15 protein-coding genes and 2 pseudogenes are annotated in these 24516 nt (G+C 56.8%); 8 read left to right on the top strand and 9 right to left on the bottom strand.

The genetic code is table 11. The features are described 5' to 3' along the window. The first annotated feature begins 468 nt into the window (after nucleotides 1-468). From J3R75_RS00545 to J3R75_RS00530, 4 genes are all read left to right on the top strand, one after another. Nucleotides 469-1206, top strand: a complete 738-nt coding sequence (locus J3R75_RS00545; protein WP_307259170.1) for a hypothetical protein — start codon at nucleotides 469-471, stop codon at nucleotides 1204-1206. A gap of 53 nt (nucleotides 1207-1259) precedes the next feature. After that, on the top strand, nucleotides 1260-1520 hold the full coding sequence (locus J3R75_RS00540; protein ID WP_307259169.1) for a hypothetical protein: 261 nt from the start codon (nucleotides 1260-1262) through the stop codon (nucleotides 1518-1520). A 29-nt stretch (nucleotides 1521-1549) separates the two neighbouring features. Then, nucleotides 1550-3127 (top strand): NAD(P)/FAD-dependent oxidoreductase, encoded by a 1578-nt coding sequence (locus J3R75_RS00535; protein WP_307259168.1) that lies wholly within the window; start codon nucleotides 1550-1552, stop codon nucleotides 3125-3127. 75 nt (nucleotides 3128-3202) lie between these two features. After that, nucleotides 3203-5200: a hypothetical protein gene (locus tag J3R75_RS00530; protein WP_307259166.1), complete on the top strand. Its 1998-nt coding sequence runs from the start codon at nucleotides 3203-3205 to the stop codon at nucleotides 5198-5200. A gap of 345 nt (nucleotides 5201-5545) precedes the next feature. On the opposite strand, the gene J3R75_RS00525 is transcribed toward J3R75_RS00530, so the two are convergent. Continuing rightward, entirely contained in the window at nucleotides 5546-6355 is an 810-nt protein-coding gene (locus J3R75_RS00525; protein WP_307259165.1) for a hypothetical protein, read from the bottom strand. Between the two features lie 888 nt (nucleotides 6356-7243). Here J3R75_RS00525 and J3R75_RS19770 point away from each other — a divergent pair. From J3R75_RS19770 to J3R75_RS19765, 4 genes and pseudogenes are all read left to right on the top strand, one after another. Beyond that, the gene (locus J3R75_RS19770; RefSeq protein WP_370882352.1) at nucleotides 7244-7972 is read left to right on the top strand and encodes an IS1595 family transposase; all 729 of its coding nucleotides are present in this window, start codon (nucleotides 7244-7246) and stop codon (nucleotides 7970-7972) included. A 233-nt stretch (nucleotides 7973-8205) separates the two neighbouring features. Then, entirely contained in the window at nucleotides 8206-9360 is a 1155-nt protein-coding gene (locus J3R75_RS00520) for an IS256 family transposase (protein ID WP_307259164.1), read from the top strand. An 83-nt stretch (nucleotides 9361-9443) separates the two neighbouring features. Further along, a pseudogene (locus tag J3R75_RS00515) lies at nucleotides 9444-9671 on the top strand (transposase); the annotation flags it as partial. A gap of 161 nt (nucleotides 9672-9832) precedes the next feature. Further along, a pseudogene (locus tag J3R75_RS19765) lies at nucleotides 9833-9958 on the top strand (IS1595 family transposase); the annotation flags it as partial. A gap of 907 nt (nucleotides 9959-10865) precedes the next feature. On the opposite strand, the gene J3R75_RS00510 reads toward J3R75_RS19765, so the two are convergent. The 8 genes from J3R75_RS00510 to J3R75_RS00475 all read right to left on the bottom strand — a co-directional run bounded on the left by J3R75_RS00510 (nucleotide 10866) and on the right by J3R75_RS00475 (nucleotide 24416). Beyond that, nucleotides 10866-12671 (bottom strand): RHS repeat domain-containing protein, encoded by a 1806-nt coding sequence (locus tag J3R75_RS00510; RefSeq protein WP_307259162.1) that lies wholly within the window; start codon nucleotides 12669-12671, stop codon nucleotides 10866-10868. A 267-nt stretch (nucleotides 12672-12938) separates the two neighbouring features. Next, nucleotides 12939-13397 (bottom strand): hypothetical protein, encoded by a 459-nt coding sequence (locus tag J3R75_RS00505; RefSeq protein WP_307259161.1) that lies wholly within the window; start codon nucleotides 13395-13397, stop codon nucleotides 12939-12941. Nucleotides 13398-13597: 200 nt separating this feature from the next. Continuing rightward, complete coding sequence (locus tag J3R75_RS00500) at nucleotides 13598-13867, bottom strand: hypothetical protein (protein ID WP_307259160.1); 270 nt, start codon at nucleotides 13865-13867, stop codon at nucleotides 13598-13600. 1113 nt (nucleotides 13868-14980) lie between these two features. Then, complete coding sequence (locus J3R75_RS00495; RefSeq protein ID WP_307259159.1) at nucleotides 14981-18460, bottom strand: type ISP restriction/modification enzyme; 3480 nt, start codon at nucleotides 18458-18460, stop codon at nucleotides 14981-14983. A gap of 1564 nt (nucleotides 18461-20024) precedes the next feature. Beyond that, nucleotides 20025-20513 carry an ATP synthase subunit C-like protein gene (locus J3R75_RS00490; RefSeq protein WP_307259158.1) on the bottom strand — a complete coding sequence of 163 codons (489 nt, stop codon included), beginning with the start codon at nucleotides 20511-20513 and terminating at the stop codon, nucleotides 20025-20027. A gap of 81 nt (nucleotides 20514-20594) precedes the next feature. Beyond that, nucleotides 20595-22379: a V-type ATP synthase subunit I gene (locus J3R75_RS00485; RefSeq protein ID WP_307259156.1), complete on the bottom strand. Its 1785-nt coding sequence runs from the start codon at nucleotides 22377-22379 to the stop codon at nucleotides 20595-20597. 69 nt (nucleotides 22380-22448) lie between these two features. After that, a complete protein-coding gene (locus tag J3R75_RS00480; protein WP_307259155.1) occupies nucleotides 22449-23066 on the bottom strand; it encodes a V-type ATP synthase subunit D in 618 nt (205 codons plus the stop codon). Nucleotides 23067-23096: 30 nt separating this feature from the next. Beyond that, the gene (locus tag J3R75_RS00475; protein WP_307259154.1) at nucleotides 23097-24416 is read right to left on the bottom strand and encodes a V-type ATP synthase subunit B; all 1320 of its coding nucleotides are present in this window, start codon (nucleotides 24414-24416) and stop codon (nucleotides 23097-23099) included. Nucleotides 24417-24516: the final 100 nt, after the last annotated feature.

Below are 24516 nucleotides of genomic sequence, written 5' to 3'. Positions count from 1 at the left end.
AAGGGAAGACACATCGTTCCATTGCCTCTTTGGTCCCAGTCAGCTTTGCCGACTGGGGCCAAAGAGGCCGAGGAACACGGACATATTGGGCGTCTTACCCAGGGCGACGCTCCGCCTTTGGCGTCGCTTGCCCTGGGCTATCATAGATCGCGCTTTCAGCGCTTAAATGCCAAGAGGATGATAGTTTGCGACAGCGCGATGGAAAAGGCTGCCGGGACTACATATATCAATCACTCCTATGAAACACGCTGCCGCAAAGGTCGGCGGAAATCAAGGTCGGATGGTTGGGCGGCGACTGGCCGTGGGTTTCCTGCAAATTGTCCCAGCGAAGCGCCGGGGTGTACACTGACCGGTTACGGCATTTTTCACAAATATGCACCGGGTGTCTTTCCCGGGCGGGATGCGGGGTCATATTATGATGCGCGCAGGAAGTCGCAGTGGCTGATAGTAATTTACGTGAGGTGTCGGATGCGTGGTGTGTTGGTGGTATTCATTTGCGGCATATTGAGTGTGGCGGCGTTGGCGGACAGTTTGCGGGCCGGCGGCAAGAGCTACTCGGGGATGTTTGCTGGCTATGCAAAAGGGCGGGTGCAGTTTCAGGAATGGACGGCGACCGAGCCGTTGCAGATGGAGTTGCGGCGGGTCGAACGGCTGAAGATCGCGAAGCCATCGCCGGTGAAGTACACGCTGAGCGGCGCGCCGAAGAAAGTCTTGACGGCGCCGTTTCTGGGGATCAAAAATGGTGCGTTTTTGTTTGCGGCCGGCGACGACGAGTTGCGCTACTTTTCGCGGCAGATCGGGCGCATTGACGTGAAGATAGACTATCGGGCATTCATGGCCGAGGCGCAGCGAGCGGCGGCGGGCAAGGGCGATGATGACGATGACCAGGACGGGCCGTTGCGAGCCAGGGACATGGTGGTGGACAATCAGGTGACGGTGGTTCATTTTCATCACGACGGGTCGGCGGCCAGCACGCGTCAGGGCAATCTGGCGCAGCGGCTTTGTGATGACAGTCGCGGCGGCGCTGCCTATGTGCGGGTGCTGGTCAAGGACGGCGACGACCCGGTGGCGCAGGCAAACAAGCTGCGCAGTCTCCCGCAATTCTGGTTTTATGACCGCCGGGGTGAGTTGAGCGGCAAGCTCGCCGAGCGTTTTACGGAAGAAGACATCAGCAAGGCATTTGAGGCAGCCCACAAGGGCCGCTAAGCTCAGAGGCCGCAGATATTGCCACGCCATGCGTGGCAAGAAGGAGCATGACTATGCGTCGACCCATTGGCTGGATCGATAAGAAGTGGGAGGGCGGCAAGCGCGAGGTGCGCGTGTCTTTCCACGCCGAAAATATCAAATGGCAGTTTTTGCCTGCGGGCGAGGTCGACTGGGACTACGACAGCAAGCCGACGGAAGAGAACTGGCTGGAGCTCGAAGAGAAAATTGAAAACCTCTGTCAGCGCGGCCATCTGTTTGAGAAGGAATTGGCGCTGGTGAAGGCTCGTGGCGTGCCCAAACGCAAGCGCGGCTAAGGGCTGGCGACGGAATGAGCGGACAGCCCATGCACGTGATGGTAAATCTGAGTCTTGACGCCCGCAGGTTGCCGGCGGCGATTGACACTGAGCTGCACGAAGCGGTATCGGTGGCTTGTGGTGTGACTGCGGACGAGTTGCTCTCGTACCGGATTTTGCGGCGGAGCATTGACGCGCGGCAGAAGCCACTGGTGAAGGTGCTGTATCAGGTTATGGCGGAGCTGCGCGATGGCGCGCGCCCGCGGGCGGATCTGGCGGCAGCCGCCGAGGACGACGTGCCGTGGAGCCCGCCGGCGGGGCGTTGCGAGCTACGCGAGCCAGTGGTGGTCGGTGCCGGTCCCGCGGGCCTGTTCGCGGCGCTGGTTTTGGCACGGGCGGGCTGTCGACCGCTGGTGCTTGACCGCGGACGCGATGTGGAGCGCCGTCGGCTGGACATCGAGCGCTTCCTGGCCGAACGCAGTGTGAACCCTGACAGCAACTACCTCTATGGCGAAGGCGGCGCGGGCACCTGGTCGGACGGCAAGCTATTCACGCGGGTGCGCGATCCCCGCAGCCGTTATGTGTTGGAGAGCTTTGTGGCGGCGGGTGCTGACCCGGCGATACTGTACTACAGCCATCCGCATGTGGGGTCGGATCGCCTGCCGGGGATTGTCGCGGGACTGCGGCAGGAAATCTGCGCGCTGGGCGGGCGTTTTGCGTGGGACTGCCGGGTGGCGGATGTGGCTGCCGATGCGTCCGGGCGGGCATTTTCGCACTTGCTGTTGGCTGACGGCAGCCGTTTGGCGGCGCCAGCGGCCTTGATTGCTTGTGGGCACAGCGCGCGGGAGTTCATACTGGCTGTGAGCAAGCGGGTGAGCGCGACATTGAAGGGCTTCCAGATCGGCTGCCGGATTGAGCACGAGCAGAGTTTCATCAACGAGTTGCGCTACGGCCGGCCGGAAGCGCTGCCGGCGCTGGGGCCGGCGGAGTACCTCTACTCATCGCGGCCACCGGAGCCGGCGCCGGGGGCGACGACTTTCTGCATGTGTCCGGGCGGCATCATTATCCCGGCGGTCTGCGAGCACGAACGCCTGTCTACCAACGGCATGAGCAATGCCGCGCGCGATGGCCATTTTGCCAATTCGGCCATTGTATCCACCATTGCCGGCGAAGAGTTTGCGACGGCGGCGGCGGCCTTTGCGTTTTTGGGCGAGCTGGAGCGACGGGGCTTTGTCGACGGCGGCAGTGACTACGACTGCCCGGCGCAGCGCGCGGAGGACTTTCTGGCGCGACGCGGCGGCCGTTTGCCGGCCGGCAGCAGCTACCAGCTGGGGCTGCGGCCACAGCGGCTGGACACTCTGTTGCCGGCGCGGACTTACGACGCCCTGGCGCTGGCGCTGCGGCACTTCGAACGGCAGGCGCGGGGCTTTGCCACGCGGGGCGTGCTGGTCGGGGTGGAGACGCATGTATCCAGTCCGCTGCGCTTTACGCGGCGGCCGGACAGCCTTGAAAGCAGCATGGACAAACTCTACATTGGCGGCGAGGGCGGTGGCGCGGCGGGCGGCATTATGTCGGCGGCGATTGACGGCGTGAAATTAGCCGAGGCGATGATCCAGAATCACCGGTGAGCGTGAGCTCCCTGGGCCATTGCCGTCCATTGCGTGCGTCGGCAAGAACGAATGCGTAGAGCGAAAGGAGTGGCGATGAAAAGCTCATGGGTGATGATGTCGATCCTGGCGGTCATGGGTCAGCTGTGCCTGGGCGAGCCTGTTCTCTGGAAGACCACGGACGTGCAGATGACGCATCCGACGGTGACCACGGTGGTCCCCGAGGGCGTCAATGACGCGGTGATCACCCTGGATACCGTGGTGCCCTGGCCGAGTATCCGACTTCTGCCGGCGACTGGCGCGACGTGGGATTTTTCCGCCTATCGCTATCTGTCGTTCGAGATGGAGAATATGTGCCCGGACAGCAGTGCGATGATTCAGGTCAATCTGGAGAGCAGCGCCTGCAATATCGGGGTGGCCAGTGTGGCGCCCGGGGCGACAAAGGCTTTTACGTTCCGTCTCCGGCATGGCGGCGATCACGGTTTTGATCCCTTGTTCAAGGGCCGGCGCATGCCCGACGGCTTTCCCGGCGGGACCAATGGCAATACCACTGCGGTGGCGTCCATCCAGTTCATCGTACCCTTTCCGGTGTACATCAAGGTCCGTCTGCGCAATCTGCGGGTGCATGGCGAGAGAGTGATCAACCCGGCAGTGAAGAGCGCCGAGGCATTCTTCCCGTTGGTGGACGAATTTGGCCAGTATGTGCACGGCGAGTGGCCGACAAAAGTGCGCACGCTGGACGAACTGCAGCAGCGTCATCAGGCCGAAGCCGCAGCCTTGCGCGAGCCCGTGTCGGCGTGGAATCGCTGGGGCGGCTGGGCGGCGGGGCCGCAGCTTGAGGCGACGGGGCACTTCCGGACGGAAAAGCACGCCGGGAAGTGGTACCTGGTAGATCCGGACGGGCGGCTCTTTTTCTCCCGGGGGACCAACGCACTGCGTGCGCACGAGTACTGGCTCAACGACGGCGAACGGGCGAGGCTGTTCCAGCGCCAGCGCCCGGCAGACGGCAAGACCTTCAACTTTTACGGCGACAACGTGCTGGCCAAGTACGGTTCACCCGCGGCCTGGAATGATTTTCAGCTGCGCCGGCTGCAGAGCTGGGGTTTCAATACCGTCGCCAACTGGAGTGAGCCGGCGTTGTACCAGGCGCAGAAAATGCCCTACGTGCTCAATCTGCCCCTGCCGAAATGCCCCAAGGTCGGCGATATCATTGATGTCTATGCCGACGAATTTGCAGCGGGAATGGCCGATGTCTTCGGCGACGAGTTTGCCTTTGCGCGGGAGGATCCGTACTGCGTCGGCTTTTTCATCGGCAACGAGCTCAAATTCGGGACGGCGACGCACATTGGCGAGCAGGCGCTGGCGGCCAAGGCCGACCAGCCGGCCAAACGCGAGCTGCTGCGGCAGCTGCAGGCAAAATACGCCGATGTGGCGGCCTGCAATGCGGCGTGGATGACAAGCTTCGGCGGCTGGGACGAGTGGCTTGCCGCTGAACAGCCGCCGCCGACGGCCGCGGCCGCGCTGGCCGACCTGGCGCAGTTCAGCCGGGCCTTCGCCGAGCGCTTCCTGCGAATGTCGCGGGACGCGGTGAAGCGCGGGGCGCCGAATCACCTCTATCTGGGATCACGGCTGATGAGTCCGGATTATTTCCGCGAGTACATCAACGAGCTGTCGGCGCAATACTGCGACGTGGTGTCCTACAATATGTACATTCTGCATTTCGACCATTTTCGGCCGCGGGGCTTGCCGCGGGACATCCCGGTGATGATCACGGAGAACACGGTCGGCACCGAAGAACGTGGGTCATTCGGCGGGCTGACCATCGCCGGCGCCATGCCGGGCGACCGCGAGACCGCGCTGCGGGAGCTCTTCACCAGCGTCCTGCGCCACCCGCAGCTCGTGGGCCTGCACCATTTTGCCTTCAAGGACCAGACTCTGCTCGGTCGCTGGGACGGCGAAAACTACGGATTCGGGCTGGTCGATGTCACCGACACGCCTTACCAGGACTTCGTCGACGCCAACCGCGCCGTCGCCGAAACCATGTACGACACGCGCCGGACTGCCCCGCCGGCAAAATTCCCCGAAGGCCGCTGAGCATGTCGCACGTATAAAGACATCGTAACTGGTCAGTAACCACCCCGGTGGAGAAAACACCGGGGACAATTTGCCGGAAACCTACGGCCAACCGCCGCCCAGCAATAGGACCATGATTTCCGCCGACCTTTGCGGCAGCCGGTTTCATAGGAGTCATGGATGATTGAGCCGTAGAGCTTCAGGTGGAGCCAAACGTGCCCGTGCCCCTGGCCGCTTTGCGGCGGCCCGAGCGAAGCGAAGGGTATTTCCCTCCCCCTCGCAAAAACCAACTATGCTTGTCGAATGGCCTCTTGCTAAGGAGTCGTCATGGATACGTTTGACTGGCAGTGACAGGATCAGGCAGGCTCAAGGAATCATCGCGCCATCAGCTTGTTCGGCCCAGCCGGCAAGCGTAACGGCCACGGGCGACTGCCCGGCCGGTTCTTCCAGACCGAACAACACCGTCCGCTGAAACGCACCCGTCTTCTGCGGCGTCAGCATCAGTTCGACGACCATCACCTCGTCCGCCGCCAGGCGGCGTTTGGGCATGGCCAGGGTCATGTCCGAAGCTGTCTCGGGCTCGCGCAGGACAACGGGAACCAGCCCTCCACGCAGGGAAATACGACACCGTGCCGCTTGTCCAACCGGGATCGACCCCATATTTTGCTTGCCGCCTGACGTGACCATCAGTGGCGGTACAGCCTCCCCCCGTATGCTGAGCCGGGTCATGCCATTGGCATCGCCATTGGCCGTCTGCCACTCGGCAAAGAGGTACAGGGTGTAACTGCCGGTTTTCGTGCCGCCCCGAACGTATGCCTTGATGGCGACTGCCCCATTCGCAGGCAAGAGGTCATCTTGAGGAGGCGTTTCCACCCGCAAGCAGCCGCAGGAACTGCGCAGGGATACCAGCCGGACAGCGTGCGCATGACCATTGACCAGGCTCACCACGACCGTCTGGTCCTCCCAGGCGTTATGACGCCCAGACGTCATGACCGACGGGCTGAAAATTACGCCCGCCGAATCCCCGAAAACACGGCCACCAAAAATGAGCAGCAGAAGCACCACGATCCCCACCGCCCGACTATCAAAAATAAGTGTCATCGCGCAATGCTCCGGCGGAAGATGAAAAAGAACGGTAATGTGCGAAATCTTGTGATAGAAAGAGAGACTTGACACAGTAGTTCCGAACCCTTTGTCTGCGCCGTGGGCTCTATCCCTGGGCTGGTATGCGTCGCGCGCCCGTCTCCCGGCCGTGGTGCGGGCGTCCCGCCCGCACCGTCACCTGGGATCATGACCTTACCCGACCTCCAAACAGCCACACGCAAACGTGCCCGCCGCAGCAATCAATGAGTTCCATTGCCTCTTTGGCCCCAGTCAGCTGCGCCGACTGGGGCCAAAGAGGCCGAGGAACACGGACCAATAGGGCGCGCCACCCAGGGCGGCGCGCGCCTTCGGCGCCGCTTGCCCTGGGCTGGTATGCGTCGCGCTTTCAGCGCTTCTGCCGCTTCGCGGCGGAAATGCGCGACGAGAAAAGGCTGTCTGGCTGAACAAGTGCCATGGATACCGTAAAGTGAAGAGCATCGGTTTCATGGGAGCAGGTTAGTGTAAAAAGTTTTCTCCATAAGAAGAGAATAGTTCTTATTTACACATGGAATCATTGGTTGGCAACTACAAGTGTTCATCACAAGATTTCGCACATTAACAAAAGAACACATCGTCATGGTTGTTCGATGATTATTTTGCAGGAAAAATGGGCATTGGAGAGGAAGATGATGTGTAACTAAATATACATGAATTGCCTATATGGAAATAAAGACATACTGTCCAGTTCCTGCTCGTAGGCATGGTCATATTTTGCATAGCCTGTTTGTCATATCTCTAACAAAGTCATAAAATTTTAGGCGCCTTGTTATCTACATCTCTTTCACAATTTGACAACAAAGATTGAGCTTGCTCTTCGCTCAATAACCTTGAAAAAACTTCTATAATTTCTATTTTATTTTTTGGGGTATAAAGTTGGGGTGACCAATTTTTAGTCACCACTACATATAGTATAGTAGTGTCATGGCTGATTATCCCAACACATCAAAAGAGTTTCAAGTGCAGTTTGTTACAGAAGACGATTGCGTAAAGTATCTGTTACGGATACGCTGGCCAGACGGGTTTGTCTGCCCTTTTTGCCATGCAAAAGCTGATGCTTGGATATCCGAACGGTACAAACTGAAATGTCCCAAATGTCGCAAGGTTCACTCTGTTCTTTCCGGGACAATTTTTCAGGGTACCCATACTCCACTTCTCACCTGGTTCAGAATTATGTGGCACATCTGCCTCCAAAAGAACGGATATAGTGCCCTGAGCGTCCAGAGGTCGCTCGAATTGTCATATCCTACGGCTTGGCTGTGCCTTCACAAATTGCGTCGCGCGATGGTTCGCAATGACCAGGACAGACTTTCCGGAGAGGTAGAGGTTGACGAATGCTACGTGGGCGGAGTCCGCGAGGGGAAACGCGGTCGAGGAGCGGACAGAAAATCAATTGTTTTGGTGGCCGCAGAGCGAAAACTTTCTGAGAAGACAGGCAGGACAATCTTTGGCCGCATTAGGCTCAAATGCATCCCAAATGTGTCAGGCGAAACGCTTTCCAAGGAAATCAAGGCACTGATTGAGCCCGGAACGACAATTCACAGTGACGGATGGTCAGGTTACAACGGAGTTGAGGTAGCAGGCTATCCTCATGTTGCCCATAAGCAGAAAGCCATCAAACAGACAACCCCATTCAGCGGGGAGTGTGCGTGATTTTCTGTAAATACGCGGAACGGTCGCTCTGCAGGCGACTGGTCGCGCGTAACGCCTTTTGACGCTCATGCGGGCCATGGTGCGCCTGTGGCGACCCGACGAGAATGGGACACCATCTCGTCGGAGTCGGGTCGCCACCAGTGCCTGACCGGCTTGCCTGGGCAAAAAAAAGTGGTAAGTTTCCCGAGTCGTCTAAGCTACCAACAAACACGCCTCGGAAAGGACTTACCACAATGTCTGAATGTACCACTGAAAATCCCATTCTGCAATCCATTTTGGAGCACGGCCTCGACGGCATTGCCGAATCGCTTCGCGTCATGCTCAACGAGGCCATGAGGCTCGAGCGCGAGAACCACCTTCACGCCTCCAGCTATCAGCGTTCAGCCGAACGTTCCGGCTACGCCAATGGCTACAAAAACAAGACGGTTCATACCAGAGTTGGCAGCATCACTCTGGATGTCCCTCAGACGCGGGATTCTGATTTCTATCCCTCTTGCCTGGAGCGCGGACTCCGTAGTGAGCGAGCCCTTACGGTGGCTATGGCGGAGATGTACGTGCAAGGCGTCGCAACCAGGAATGTCACCGAGATATTGGAGAAAATGTGTGGTCTGGAGGTCAGTGCATCCCAGGTCAGCAAAGCCACGGCGACGTTGGATGCGACCCTGACCGCCTGGCGGGAACGCCCGTTGTCCGAACCGGTGGATGTCCTTCTGGTTGACGCCCGCTACGAAAAGGTGCGCCGGGATGGCAATGTGCTGGATACGGCCCTGCTGACCGCCTATGGCATACTTCCCAATGGCCGGCGCAGGGTGCTCGGAGTCAGTGTCGAGCACTCGGAGGCAGAGATCCATTGGCGGAAGTTCTTCGAATCGCTTGCCGCGCGTGGCCTGCATGGCCTGAAGATGATCGTAAGTGACTCGCACGCCGGCTTGCAGGCGGCGAGAAAAAGCGTCTTTCCCTCCGTGCCATGGCAACGCTGCCAGTTCCACATCCAGAAAAACGCCACGGCCTACATCCCGAAAAAGACGATGGAGACGGAGGTGCATCGCGATATTCGCACGATCTTCTCCATGCCGTCCCGGGAGGAGGCGGAAAGTCTGCTCAAACGCACCGCCACGCGCTACAGAGAGGCCAAATTCAAGGACTTGGCCGACTGGATGGAGTCAAACATCCCCGAAGGCTTCACGGTCTACAGTGTGGCTAAAAACGACTTCGCCAGAAAAAGGTTGCGCACTACCAACATGGTCGAATTCCAAAACAAGGAGTTGAAAAAAAGGACTCGCAACATTAGGGTCTTCCCAAACAAGGGGGCGCTCCTGAGAATCGCCTCCGCAATGCTCATTGAACTGGATGAACAATGGCTTTCCGAAGAGAAGGCCTATATCTGATTTTTCCGTTGACGAAACGGGGAATTTACAGAAAAATGCGTACGTAGCCATTCAGCGAAGAAGGCAATCTGACGGAGGACTCCTCACTTCCCTTGTGCCATCGAGCTATCAGTCTCCTTAAACGATGGATTCTCGGAACGTTGCAGGGTTCAGTTGGCAAAGACCATCTTCAGGATTACCTGAATGAATTCACCTTTCGATTTAACAGAAGATCCTCAAAGTATAGGGGGATGCTTTTTTGGCGGCTCATCCAAATGGCAACAACTCACCAAGCATCTTCCCAGAAAGAAATTGTCAACCACAAGATGTAGTGGGTAAGAAAAGTTGGTCACCCCAAGTTTATACCCCAATATAGATAATAGGGGTATAAACTTTACGTAACCGATTTCACATTTAGTGTACGTGCCTAGACACATACCCAAAAAAGACGAAGATGATCGACGAGATTTTCAAAGAAAGCGCATCCTGCCTGGAGTACCTGTTCAGGTTCAATCGGCGAAGTTCAAAAGCGCGCGGAATGCTCTTCTGGAGACTGATGCAGCTGGCGGTGGCCTGTGATCCGACGACAAGGGCTGCCATCATACAACCTCATATATAGTGTCCTAGGAAAATCGGTTACGTAAAGTTTATACCCCCATCCATGAATTACCTTCAATAAATATTAAAAATAAACTAATTCGTTTCAACTGGTAAATATACCAGTTTTTCATAAAATATGGAAAGGAACAAAATAAAAAAAGTATGCTATATGCGTCATATTAAATATCGATTATTGGATATAGTCTACTTTAATATCTGATTTCTCAATCTTAATTAATATATTTTCAACAATTTTTGGAAATGAAGATAGATTAAACTTTTGATCAAACTGTGAATCAACACGTAAACATGAAACTTGAAATTTCAAAGCGGTTGTAATATCAGAAACAATATTCTTATATTCTGGATATTTTGCATCAACATGGTATAAATACCGATAGAGTCTTAACGCATGTTCAGCTTTATTAAGGCAAGAAATATTTGCATATGATGTGACTATTTCGCTCTGAATATTAATGAAAATTATTAACAAAAAAATGTTTATTGGTATAATGAAATATAGATATTTTATCATAGTAATAACACTCATAATATTCTTTAAAAACACATCCTGATATAATTAATTGATATTATTACAGAAATTCAACAGAATTATTTCTGATTCTGAATTAAAGAGAGACTTGTCGCTCATATACTTGTGATTGAGGTAAATAAGGTCACTTTTTATGTCATTGTAAATCAATGATCGTACAATCTTATCATTATTATCAATTTTGTCGATCCTTGTCAAAAATCGTTTTAATTCTACGACGCGAACTGCATGTGAAAAAACATCATTTATTTGATAGTTTTTTGCAGTATCATATTTAATTATGATTTCTATACAAAACACCACAATAAGCACGAAAAAAACCAAAAAAATAAAAATATGAATTGCTTTTTTGATATGCATATTTATATCCTTATTACTTCAAAAGACATTTACCGTAATTATATTTGCAGTCTTCATTACACTTGTTCAATTCATCCTTTTGATTTTCCTGATCAAAATCCATTTGACACAACCATATACAACTTTGAAAAGCATAAACACATTTCGATACTCTTGCTTCGGGAAGTTTCATAACAAGTTTTATCGCGCATTTACACAACGCTTTCGCTATTCCGTCTAAGCCATCACAGAGAAGCTCTTCTGGCTCTTTCCAACGAGATGTCAACCCTAGTTTATCAAAGCGATTAATACAGTCATTCATGTTTACTAATGTAAAATTATTATACGAATCATTTTCGAAGCTATATGTTTTTTTGAAGGAAATTTCATCTATTGGATCATGTGAAAGCCATCGACCTAATAAACTGTAATAACGATAATTATAATAAACTAAGTTTGTTTCTATGTCTTTTTTTTCAGAACTGAAACCAAATTGATGCGGTGGAATGATATTGTTTATCCCGTATGGCGAAAAACTATTACTGCTTGCAATAAGGCCATTACCGTCGGTCACTTGCATCACATTCTTGTTGGCGTCGTGGAGGTGGAAGGAGTGTGCGGCGTTGGGCACGTCCGTCATCTGCAGGACCACATCCAAGCCCACATCATCAGGTTGCCAGGCGTAGCGGCGCAGGGGAACGCCGCCGTTAAGGCCGTCGAGTTCCTCGACGAGCTTGAAGCCGTCGTAGACGAACTTGAGGTGGGTGGTCAGAGTCTGGTCGTCATAGACCTTCTTCTCCACCCTTCGGCCCATGTAGTCATACTTAAACTCCAGACGGTCAGTGCCCTTGGTGGTCTCGACCATGCGGTTTTCGCCGTTCCAGATTTGTACCCAACCGGATGTCGCATCCACGGGCCGGTAGGTCATGGAGCCGTCGAGGTCATAGGTGGGGACCATCTGGGCTTGCCCCTCGGTCATGGCGGTGTACTGGTTGAGCTGGTTGGCGGTGTAGGTCCAGGGTACGCCGGCCTCGTTGGCGGAGATGCGGTTGCCGATGGGGTCGTAGGCGTAGGCGTAGGTGTAAGATGCGTCCACGTTGGACACCGCGCCCGTGACTTCGGAGCGGTCGTTGTAGGTGTAGGTGATGATGTCGGGCGTCGGGTGGGCGGAGCCGGCGCGGGACATGGAGGTTCGGCGGCCGATAGCGTCATTCGTATAGCCGTAGGTGGAGATCGCACCATTCTGCACCTGGGTGATGAGGTCGCGGCTCTGCTCATAGGTCCAGGTCGTGGTGACGCCGTTGGGGCGGGTCATCTGCGAGACCAGGTCGCTGTTGGCCAGGCGGGTGTAGTCGAAATCCCCGGCGGGAGTGCTGATCTGGTTCAGGCGGCCATGCATGTCGTAACCATAGCTGTAGTTGGGAACGCCGTCAATGGCCAGGCCGAGTTTCCGGCCCTTCATGCCGGTAGTCGTAGTGCTGCGGGTCAGCGTTTTGTTGTACAGGCCCACGATGGTCTCGGAGACGTCCTGGAGCTGGGCATCGTAGGCGAAGGTGCGGGTGCCGACGACATCCGTGACCGTGGCCGGCTGACCCGTGCGGGTGTAGGTATAAGAGATATCCGGCGTATTATCGGCATAGTCGATGCTGATGAGTTCGCCGGTGGCGGAGTCGTAGGAATAGGTCGTTGTCAGCGGGTTGGCGTTGGCGTCAGTGCGCGCCCAGGTGCGGGTCGCGAGCTTCCCGTCCAGCGTATAGGTATAGGTCGGACCATGGCCGTCGGCAAACCGTAGCGTATAACGTCGTTTGGGTGCATTCATCATCCAGCCCTCTGATGCCATGAGACGGGACTACTATCCTCCACCTTGTTGACTATGTCCAATTGCCGACGGCACACAATAGCTCCCCGTGCATAGCCAATTGCGAAGATCTTCTTCATGTATTGCCTGATCCAATTTTTGGGGTCCACTATAAAGGGCATTTTCAAAGTACGGCAGAGGTTGACTGCATTTTTTCTGGAAGGCCTTGTTCACCTCTCAGAAAAGTTAAATATTATTCTATTCGCAAACCCCGGAAAAACCCATTTTTCGGATGACCTCTACCTAATGTCATTCTTTGTCTTTCGAAACAGTATCAATTAGTGTATTCGTCACTGAATAGGCTTCTTTCAAATCTGTCTTGAGTTTATTAATTTCCTTTATCGGTAGAGGAACAATATTCCCATTTGAAAGTCTTCGAAATGAACTGAATAGTTCATTGAGATCTTTAACTATAGTAATATTTTCAAAAATTCCATCACCATCTTCATCATGCTCAATAAGAGAATAATCATTAATATGATAAACACGTTGAATTATCTTATCGTTTTTCATAATAATTGTTAGAAGACGTACGCCATTGAGCCACGTTTCTTGAACACTGGTTCCTGCTTTATCATATGAGTATTTTTTAATTACATAATCACTTTCAATATTTATCTCTTGTTTATCTTCTGATAAAACGACATGCGACGAAATAAAAAAAATAAACAATAAAAAGATATATATGGTTAATAAACATTTCCTCATTGTATTACCTTTGCTTAGATGTTAAAATTCACTGCAAATGTTATGACAAACAAAATATCCAATCCCGCCTATTTCATTTCCATAACTATTGTAAATTCCCATACAACAATTATAACATGTATCTTGAGCGATATCTGAGGCAAAGTTCATACAAGTATTGGCAACACCACTCATGCCGCTACATGCATCACCGACATCCTTTATTTTTTTAAAAAATTGACAAGTCGACTTATTTCTCCTGCCTTGCCTGGCAATTCCTCCACGTTGGTCAAGCCGTCCTCGTCGGGATCAAGCAGAGCGTCGTCAACGGCGGGATTCAAGCCGTTGGCCTGCTCCCAGGCATCGTCCATCCCGTCCATATCGGCGTCGGCCGCGAGAAGCTGCATGGGAAGGAGAATGGCAACAATTAGTACAGGTACGGCACGCCAGCGCAACAAAAAACGGAGGTCAGACGACGAGTTTCTAGTCATGATCACTGTCTCCCTCTAGTCGCGCCTGCTCTTTTCACAGGGGGCCTACCGCAGCCTCGTCATACCGGCGCCATCTGTTTCTGATCTCGGGTTCCGGACGCCTTCCCCTGGTGAAAAACTCAATATCTTGTCGTGATTGGCTCACCGTAATTTATCGGATAGCTTAGCTCACGTTATTGCACATGCAACCAGCAAAACAATAATTATTCATTGACTGAGAAATCGGTCACCCATTGAGAACGGACGCCCAGACATGTCGCGACGTCAACCCCGGGTAAGTAAGTGAGTTCCATTGCCTCTTTGGCCCCAGTCAGCTGCGCCGACTGGGGCCAAAGAGGCCGAGGAACACGGACGTAGTCGCCGTTGTACCCAGGGCGGCGCGCGCTTTCAGCGCTGCTTGCCCTGGGCTGGACTGTTTCGCGCTTTCAGCGCTTCTGCCGCTTCGCGGCCAGGGAAACGGGCGCGTTTGACTCAGCCAGAAGCTCTGTGGCTTAATTATCAATGGGTGACCGATTACTTGACTGAGGTAAGCGGTCAGCCATTGAGAATGGATGCACACCTTGCCTCTCTGGCGTGGTAGGACGAGACGTGCCTAGCTCATGTGGCGCCCTTCAGGCGCAATTTGCTGTTGCTGTTACACCCCTGGTTGCGGCGCCCTCCGGGCGCCGCAACCAGGGGTTATGCATGGTCCGGCCCTCCGGGCCGAACTTGGCCGAGCTGACGACGTGATTTGTCCGATCCGAGCCGAAAACCACCATTATTTGTGAACGGCAAGGTGAAAAGTGCCCATAAGTGGCATTTGCCTGGCTCCGGCCGCGAAAGCATTGGAAGAAGAGGAAGAAACGGCTTTTTCTCCTCAGAAAGCCGAAAAGAAGAGGGGTCAAGGTGGGGCCAGAATACATGTCGATAGTGGTACACTTTCAACTTGGCGTTGACATTATTCAATGGTTATGTTTTTGCGCCGTAGGGTCAAATTCATGCATAACAAATTGATAATGAGGCTATTGTAAAAAAACTTTCGTAAAAGAAGAGTTTTGGTCACATTGGCGCAAATTCAAGTGTTCATCACAAGATTTCGCACATTAACAATTAGTGAACGGTCCCTTATCGGGTTCAGTTTTTTTGCCAAGGGGAGACGTGTGTGCAGGTTTGGCGGTAGTTGTCGTCCAGTGATACATGGAGATCGACGAGTGCGGCGATGCGTCGGGCCATGTCGGTGACATAGCGGACTTCATCGATTGTGAGCCCGCGTCCGAGGAGTGTTTTTTCGCGGTACGACAGCCATTTTTTGATGACTTGATAGCCGCCGATGCAGTATTCCCAGACGGCGGTGGGGATGTTTTGCCAGCAGGTGACGTCGTTAAGGAAGACATCGCAGGTTCCGTCGTCGTTGTTGTGGAGCTTGCCTTTACCGGGCATGGTGACGCCGCCTTTGCCGGCGTGGCCCCAGCCAGCACTGAGGTCGAGATCGCCGGCGGCGAGATTTACCGGCTTACCGTCCGGGCGGGTGAAGACCGCGATCGTCTTGAGCTTTTCGGGTATTTTGCCGGCGGTGACGCCGGGGGCGGGCGCTTCGGTGTCCAGCAATGCCGCGATTTGTCGTCCCAGCGCGGCGGAGGCGGCGAGGATTTCCCGCGTGTGGGGCAGGGGTATTCGCGGCCAGTCCTGGCGGACGCCGTCGGCATGCTCGCGGAGATAGGCCGGCGAATAACCGATGGCCAACGCGTGGTACCAGATCAGCTCTGCCACCGCCGGGTCGCCGTCGGCATCGCCATAGCCCAATGAGGACAGATAGGCCCGCGCCGACGGTGATAAATTCGCCGTGATCTTGTTCGAAGCCTCATCGGCCATGCCGGGCAAAAACTTGCCGCCGCCGCTGGTCTTGGGCACGGATCGAAGGCGAAGGGGGAAGTGGCGGGCATGTCCGGAAATACAATCATAATCGCAGACCAGGGGCGCAAAGAAAAAGGGCGGTCCTTCAGGATTCTTGTCGGCGGTGTCGCGGGTGATGAAAAATTTGTTTCCGGGAAAACGCTGTTGTAGCAATGTTGGCGATGGGCGTGAAAATAATGGTGCAATATCGGAGGAAAGATATGCAAGTCTGACGTCGAAAGGTTTGAATGGATATTTAACGATATTGTCGGCGTTATATGGACGCCCTTTGAGAAGAGCACGAGCCTTTTCGGCGTTGAACTCACCGGAGGACGTCATGAATGGTGAAGCGATCCTTGTTATGTCATCGTTGGATACGCTGGAATCCAAATAGTCTTTGACCAAAGCCAATCGGTCTTTTTCGTCAGGAAAAACGATGAGCGAATTAGCACGACGCTCAATGGGGCCGTTGCTGGGCGGTTCGGCGCAGAGGTCCGTCAGTTTTGGCCAAACCAGGTAAGCGTCTGCGACATCGGAAGGTCGGAAGCTCCAGCGGTTGTCTTTGCTGGGGTTGGCCACGTCGTATTGGCCGTCGAAATCGTCGGCGTCGAGACTGGCGAGGAGCTCGCCTCGTTTGTTTGTGCCCCAGAAGTGTCGGAAGCGAATCGTCGTGTCCGTTGTTTGTTCTCGTTCGCGGTTTCGCTTGACCAGGAGTCCGATGGCGGTGCCGACGCGAATGCCCTCGCGGTTCCATTCCGTCGAAAAGACCGATGGATCGGGATTGCCGTCGGGGGTCAACTTGCCGGTTTCGCGACTATCGCCGTTGAGGCAGTCAAACCACATCGCGTCAAATTCATCCAAAAATCGTCGTCGAGCGACCACGAAGGACGGGTCGCCCAAGTAGGAGAAATTCGATATAAACGACACGACCCCTCTGCCGCCGTGTTCGGCGACGCGTTTTTCGGCGAGTCGGAAGAAGCGAATATAGAGGTCATCGAGGTTGAATTTTTTGATACCCCATTCGGTGTATAGGCCATCTTTGTATGGTTGGACGAGGTCATTTTCTTCTTCGGGGCTGACTCCGGCGTAGGCGTTGTAGGGCGGATTGCCGATGATGACGAGGATGGGCTTTTCCTGTTTGACCTTGTTGGCGGCGTCGCGTTCGTTGTCGAAGCCGGGGAAGGCGATTTGTTTGGCTTTTTCCTTCGGTGGTTCCCAGCCGGTGAGAGCGTTGGTGAGGTAGACGCCGACGCGTTCGGGTTGGCCTACGTGGTCCCCCAGGGGGGCGCCGAGGGTTTCGAGTTCCAGGCCGAGTTGCAGGTGGGCGATGACAAAAGGCGCCGGGAGAATTTCGAAACCGAAGACTCGGTTCATGGCGGCGCGCTTGAGGTCGTTGGCCATGAGTGCGTCGCCGCCCTTGTCCTGCAGGGTGGTGGCGATGCGTCTGAGTACGGCGCGGAGGTAGGCGCCGGTGCCGCAGCAGGGGTCGAGGACCACGACCTTGGGGTCGGCCAGGCCATCGGCGATGCCCAGCTCGCTGCGCAGTACGGCATCCACTCGTTCCACCTGATAGCGCACGATTTCCTCGGGAGTGTACCAGACACCGAGTTCCTTGCGCAGCACTGGGTCGAATGCATGCAGGAATGGCTCGTAGAAATACTGCACGGCGTGGCCTTCATCGAAGGATTTGAAGAACTCGTGGTGGTCCACGCGATTGAGTGCGGCTGCCGTCCAGTCGAGGACTTCGATGAGCCCCAGGGAGCCGACAGGCCCCGGAGCGGCCACTTGCGCGAAAAGCCCCTGCAACATGGGCACCCGCAGTAAATATTGAGCCGTGCGCCAGTCGAAATACGCCTGTGCGCCGTAGGACGCCGAGCTGTCATGCAGCGCCTGTTGAAATCCCGGCAGGGTGGCGATCTTGGCGGGTCGGTTGCGGGCCCAGAGGACCCATGCGGAAAAGACGCCGTAGAAGAGGGTCTGGATCAATGTCGAGCGGAAGAAGTGCTCGCCGCGTTCGCCCTCAAAATGGAGACCGAGGGCTTGTTCCAGCGCGTCGCGAAGGCTTTGCAGAGCCGGCAATTCGGTGTTTTGTATGCGCAGTCGGGCGTCATGAGCGTATGAGGCGAGGATGGCGGCGACGTCCTCGGGTCTGGCCAATGGCGCGTTGCACAGCAGCACGCGTTTGAGATATTCCAGCAATCGCTCGCTTTGCTCGGCAGCGGCTTTTCGGGGGTGCCCCACCAGACGCCAGAACTCGTCAGCGCTGTCGGCCAGTGAAAACGCCTCCAGCATGCAGGGTTGGCCGGCGGGATTGCTGCCGATGAGGACAAAGGCGCGGAAGTTCGTCACCAGCACCACCCGGTAGTGCTCCCAGTAACGCCGCACTTGCTCGGTGGCGGCAACGGCGTTGACGTCTTCATGGGGCGCTTTTGCCTCAATGACCCCGCGCGCCGGCGGTTGACTCTTGAGGAAGTCCCCGGCGACAAACTGCTCAGAGCCATGGTGCCGAAACTGGTCGGCGGTGAATAAACCGCCATCGGGGATGCCCCCGCCGCTGTTCTTGAGGTTGATGACGCAACGCACCTTGGGCGTCAGCGTCGAGCCGATATCCGTGAGCAGACGCTCCAAGGCGGGATAAAACGAGGTCTCGGCAACATGCGCGCCGGTGTTGTGAATTCCCCCAATGTCACTTAAATAACGCTCAATGATGTTCTCGGACATTGTCCCCGCTCCATGGTGATGTCACGGCCCGTGTCGCGCCAGCGATTGGCATGCTTCGGGCAGCCGGCAGAATAGCCAGTAAGATGACCCGCATTGGCCATTTTGCGAACGGCGCAGGGGGAAAAAATCGGTCGCGATCAGTCCGAACGCCATTGGGACGGCGCTTGCCCTGGGCTGGTATGTTTCGCGCTTTCAGCGCTCAAATGCCATCATGGCGCGCCACCCAGGGCGGCGCTCCGCCTTCGGCGTCGCTTGCCCTGGGCTGGTATGTTTCGCGCTTTCAGCGCTCAAATGCCATCATGGCGCGCTACCCAGGGCGGCGCTCCGCCTTCGGCGTCGCTTGCCCTGGGCTGGTATGTTTCGCGCTTTCAGCGCTCAAATGCCATCATGGCGCGCCACCCAGGGCGGCGCTCCGCCTTCGGCGTCGCTTGCCCTGGGCTGGTATGTTTCGCGCTTTCAGCGCTTCTGCCGCTTCGCGGCCAGCGATACCGGTGGCGCGCTTGGGTCCGCCTGATGGTGTCATCTGACGGGGCCGGCTGAAAGCCCGCCCTCGCGATCGGGAGACGCGCGCGCGTGACCACGGCCGGGAGACAGGCGAGACGCCCACTCCACGGCCGGGAAACGGGCCAGGTACGGTCGGCGTGGATGACGAGGACGGTCTAATGAGCCGTCTTGTCGGAGTGGGCGAGACGCCCACTCCACGGCCGGGAAACGGGCCAGGTACGGTCGGCGTGGATGACGAGGACGGTCTAATGAGCCGTCTTGTCGGAGTGGGCGAGACGCCCACTCCACGGCCGGGAAACGGGCGAGGTACGGTCGGCGTGGATGGCGAGGACGGTCTAATGAGCCGTCTTGTCGGAGTGGGCGAGACGCCCACTCCACGGCCGGGAAACGGGCCAGGTACGGTCGGGAGACGGGCGAGGTACGGTCGGCGTGGATGGCGAGGACGGTCTAATGAGCCGTCTTGGCGGAGTGGGCGAGACGCCCACTCCACGGCCGGGAGACGGGCGAGGTACGGTCGGGAGACGGGCGAGGTACGGTCGGCGTGGATGGCGAGGACGGTCTAATGAGCCGTCTTGTCGGAGTGGGCGAGACGCCCACTCCACGGCCGGGAGACAGGCGAGACGCCCGCGCCACGGCCGGGAAACAGGCGAGACGCCCGCGCCACGGCCGTGGACTGCCAAACAACCAATCTCAAAAAAAATCTGCGGTAATCTGTGTAATCTGTGGATAAAAAAAGCTCTCCGCGCCACGGCCGGGAGACAGGCGAGACGCCCGCGCCACGGCCGGGAAACAGGCCAGGTACGGTCGGCGTGGATGACGAGGACGGTCTAATGAGCCGTCTTGTCGGAGTGGGCGAGACGCCCACTCCACGGCCGGGAGACGGGCGAGACGCTCGCGCCACGGCCGGGAGACGGGTGTGTGATCGGTGCGGGCGAGACGCCCGCGCCACACCCGTCTCCCGGCCGTGGACTGCCAAACAACCAATCTAAAAAAAATCTGTGGTAATCTGTGTAATCTGTGGATAAAAAAAGCTCTTCGCAGCGGCTTGGCCGCGTTGTGGTTACATTGCGGCGACGACTTCGGGCATGACGCCGACGGAGCCGAGGAGGAGGATGGCGAAAGCCATGACGAAGATGGCGATGGTTTCGATAATGCCGAGGACGATGAGGTAATTGACGAAGCCCTGGCTGGTTTCGACGAAGGCGTCGCAGGCGCCGGCGGCGGCGCGGCCCTGGTAGGCTGCGGAGAGGGCGATGGCGATGCCGCCAAGGACGCCCATGACCAGGCAAGTGGCCCAGCAGGCCGGGTTACTTGCCTTGCCGTTGATCATCAGCATGAGGATCAGGCCGTAGATGGTCTGGGACATGGGCACGCCGGTGAGAATGGACAGCTGGAAGGGCGCCATTTTGCCTTGGATGTAGCATTTTTTCCAGGCGCCGATGGCGGACGCGGCGGCGACGCCGCAGCCGTAGGCCGAGCCGAGGGCGGCGAAGCCGATTGCACAGAAAGCCCCGGCCTGCTGCAATGCGAGTTGTGTGGATTCAATCATGGTGCTGTTCTCCTTGGATGTGGGTCAGTGGTTGGAACTAAACGTTGGTGTGAAAATGGGTTAGCGTGGCCGGGTGGCCGTTCAGGACAGGTCCTGTTTGCTGAGGGGACGGTAGGGTTTGCCGGACCAGGTGAGGTCCATGTGGCCGGAAAATTCCAGGGTGTTGAGGCGGATGCCGTGCACGAGCACGCCCATGCCCGCTAGGGCGATGTTGAGCAGGTGGCCACCGGCAAGCACCAGCAAGGCCGCCGGGATTAGCCAAGGCGACAGCCGGTAGAGCGACGCGGTCATGTTGTTGAAGCTGTCGGCGATATAAAAGCTGGACATGCCGACCGCGAAGAGACGGATGTAGGAGAGAACGTCGACGAAGCTGTTGATGAAGCTGAAGGGCATGTAGATGACCGCGCCCATATCGCGCCAGTTGACGCCGCAGCAGAGAATAAGCAGGAAGCCGACGACGTACAGGGCTTTTGCAGTTACGCCGAGCTCGGACACGCTGCCGCCGTCAACAATGAGCAGCTTGGTCACCAGGAAGTTTGCCCAGAGGAAGAGCCCCCAGCCGATGTGGCCGAACGCGTCGCGGATCTTCGTGCTCAAGTAGGCGCGCCAGGCGCGGGCCAGGGACATGTGGAAGGCACCGAGGAAGAAACAAAGCAGCTTGACGTGGTTGCTGGCCGCTTCGCCGCCTTCGGAGAGCCAAGCGATGCCGGAGAGGATGCGCGGTAGCTTGTCATTGGGAATGGCGAACCAGTTGCCAGAGAGCCAGCCGAAGCCGAGGATGCACAGGCTCATGATCAGCAGGAGATTGAGGGTATCGCGCTTCTTCGCATCGGTATTTTTGGCCCGCAGGACCAGCATGATGATGGTGAAAAACAGGCCGTAGCCGGCGTCGCCGACGAGCATGCCGCAGAAGAGCGAGAGGAAGACGAGCATGGCGATGCTGACGTCGGTTTCGCGGTAGCCGGGGAGGATGCCGACAAAGTCGAAGATGACCTTGGCCATGCTGAAGCGCGGGGGGATGTTGAGCAGCGTGGGCACGTCGTTGTCGTCCTCGGGGATGTCCTCGTAGCGGATGGCCCAGCCCTGTTGGCGGACGCTCGTGCGCAGTTCGTCAAGGCGTTTTTCGGGCACGTAGCCATTGATGAAAGCGAGGGTATCGCCGCTGTTCATGCCGTCGCGGGCTTTGGCGAAGGCGATGCGTTCTTGGAGGACGTTGCTGAAGGCCTCAATGGCGGCGGTGGCGTGCGCGGCGATGTTGCGCAGCTGCTGATCCTGGGCCTGCTGATCCTGGACGAGCTCGTGGATTTTCTGCTCCCAGGCGAGGCGGTCGGTATTGTCCGGCAGGGTGACGCGCGGGAGATTGAGGTCGTCGAGGGGCGTGAGCGAGATGATGGCGAAGTAGGCCATGGCGGGCGTTTTGCTGACCATGTGGATGACGGCGCCGTCGGGCAGTTCGGGCAGACGCGTTGGCGCCGCCGCGCAGAGGGCGATATGGAGGCCCTGCTGCCGCATGGCGTCGAGCTCTTCTTTGTTGAAAGATCCCCAGGGTTCGAGCTGGGCGTAGGCCTTGCGGGCCAGAGCGAGATCCTCGTCAATGCGCTTGCCTTCGGCGATGACCCGGTTGGCGTCTTGGACGGCCCGTTCGGGGTCGGTGTCCGTGGGATCGAGTTCGACCTTGAGGCTTTTGCAGGCGGCGAGGACGCGGTTGAGCTGTTCCTGCTGACGGAGGAGCGCGTCGAGCTCGTCGGAAGCCGGTGGCACGCATGGCAGCACATGCAGCGAACCGAGCCGCTGCATGGCGGCGACGGTGCGTTGCCGTTCGTCAGCCAGGCAGGCGATGGTCACTTTTTTCATCGGTTCAATCACGGCAGGACTCCAGATGGCGATGCCGACGACGGCGTCTGAGTGGCGCGGTCGCGGCGCTCGCTGAGGCTACTATGCTTCCAGGGCGGCGTCACGTTGCGCGCATTTGCCCTTGGCTATTTTGGAGCGGCCGACCGAGTTGGTCTGCTGGTCGCCCAGGTAGATATTGATCATGCGGATATTTTCTTTGGCTTCGGGAATTTTGACCTTCTCGAAGAGATTGACGCGCTGGGTGACGACGCGCAGTTCCTGTTCGAGGAGGGCGAGCATTTCTTCGACCAGTTGTCGGTGTAGGTGTAATTCGATGTGCTTGCGGGCCATGGCCAGCGCGTCGTCGAACCACGGGGCGGTAGCGAAGAGATCGTAGTCCACGTCGGCGAAATCGACGCCGCGGAAGATGGGCACGTCAATGCCGGCGACATTGCGTTCGCCGACGTGCCAGGCGCTGACGCTGAGGAGTTCGGCGAGGCCGCCGGCGTCGGGGCCGGCGAGGAGCTCGATGGTGGCGGCGCCCTTTTCGGTGAGCTCGCTCATCTGCTGGCTGAGGTCGGCGATTTCCTCGCGGACATGGCGGACTTCCATCTGCAGCTGTTGTTTTTTGAGCTGCAAAGTCGGCAGGTAGCGCTGGAAGCGCTTGAGGGCGTCCCGCTGGAATTTAAGTTCATTTTTTGTCAGTTTAATTTTGGCCATAGGTCAGGGCAGTCTGGACTGGGGGGGGCGTCAGTCCTTTTTATCCGCGTTGTCAGATTTCGGCCAGAATTGTTTGACCAGGTCTGATTTGATGCCGGTTTCGGCTGGCTCGAAGCACTGTGCGAGCGTTTTCCAGCCGAGATCGAGGGCTTCTTCGAGGGGGATATTGACGCTGAGGTCCATCATGCGCTGTTCGAACATGGCGCCGTATTTGAGCAGTTTGTCGTCCCAGTTGCTCATGCGGAAGCCCATGGACTGTTTTTCGACGGACTCTTTGTACTCAGCGTAGAGTCGGATCATGTTGTCCATGAGGGCGCGGTGGTCGGCGCGGGTTTCGCTGTTGACCTGCTGTTTGAGGCGGCTGAGCGAGCCGAAGGGCTCGATGCGGCCGTTGACGAGGTAGAACTGGCCCTCGGTGATATAGCCGGTGTTGTCCGGCACGGGGTGGGTGACATCGTCGCCGGGCATGGTGGTGACGGCGAGGATGGTGATGGAGCCGGCGGTTTCGAAGTCGACGGCCTTTTCGTAGCGCGCGGCGAGCTGGCTGTAGAGATCGCCGGGGTAGCCGCGATTGGAGGGGATCTGTTCCATGGTGATGGCGATTTCCTTGAGCGCATCACAGAAATTGGTCATGTCGGTGAGCAGCACCAGCACGCGTTTGCCCTCATTGGTGGCGAAGTGCTCGGCGGCGGCGAGCGCCATGTCCGGCACCAGCAGGCATTCGACGATGGGGTCCGAGGCGGTATGGATAAACATAACCGTGCGGGACAGCGCGCCGTGCTCGTCGAGGGTCTCCTTGAAGTAGAGATAGTCGTCGTATTTGAGGCCCATGCCGCCGAGAATGATCAGGTCGACTTCGGCCTGCATGGCGATACGGGCGAGCAGCTCATTGTATGGCTCGCCGGCGACGGAGAAGATCGGCAGCTTCTGGCTCTCGACGAGGGTGTTGAAGATGTCGATCATGGGCAGGCCCGTGCGGATCATATTGCGCGGGATGATGCGGTTGGCGGGATTGACCGACGGGCCGCCGATGTCGATGAGGTTTTCCTGCAGCGCCGGGCCCTTGTCGCGAGGTTGGCCATTGCCGGAGAAGATGCGGCCGAGGAGGGCGTCAGCGGCGGCTACGCGCATGGCATGGCCCAGGAAGCGCACTTCGCTGTCGGTGGAAATGCCGCGGCTGCCGGCGAAGACCTGGAGGAAGACGCGGCCCTTGTCCAGGCGGATGACCTGGGCCAGGGAGGTGCCGCGGCCGCTTTTGACTTCAGCGAGTTCGCCGTTGGCGACATTGTCGGCCTCGACGGTGATAACGTTGCCGCTGATCTGAATGATACGGTGGTAGATTTTTCTCATGCTCGGCCCTGCTGGCCGGTGACAGCTGCTGTCGTGCCGGCGCTGGATGGTGATGTCAAGTGGTCAGAAAAAGGTCGTGGCCGCCATGAGCGGCCGTTCG

This window comes from Oligosphaera ethanolica (assembly GCF_030814695.1).
Classification (GTDB): Bacteria; Verrucomicrobiota; Lentisphaeria; order Oligosphaerales; family Oligosphaeraceae; genus Oligosphaera; species Oligosphaera ethanolica.
Note: the sequence above shows the minus strand (reverse complement) of the source record. Positions and strands in the feature narration are given on the sequence as shown.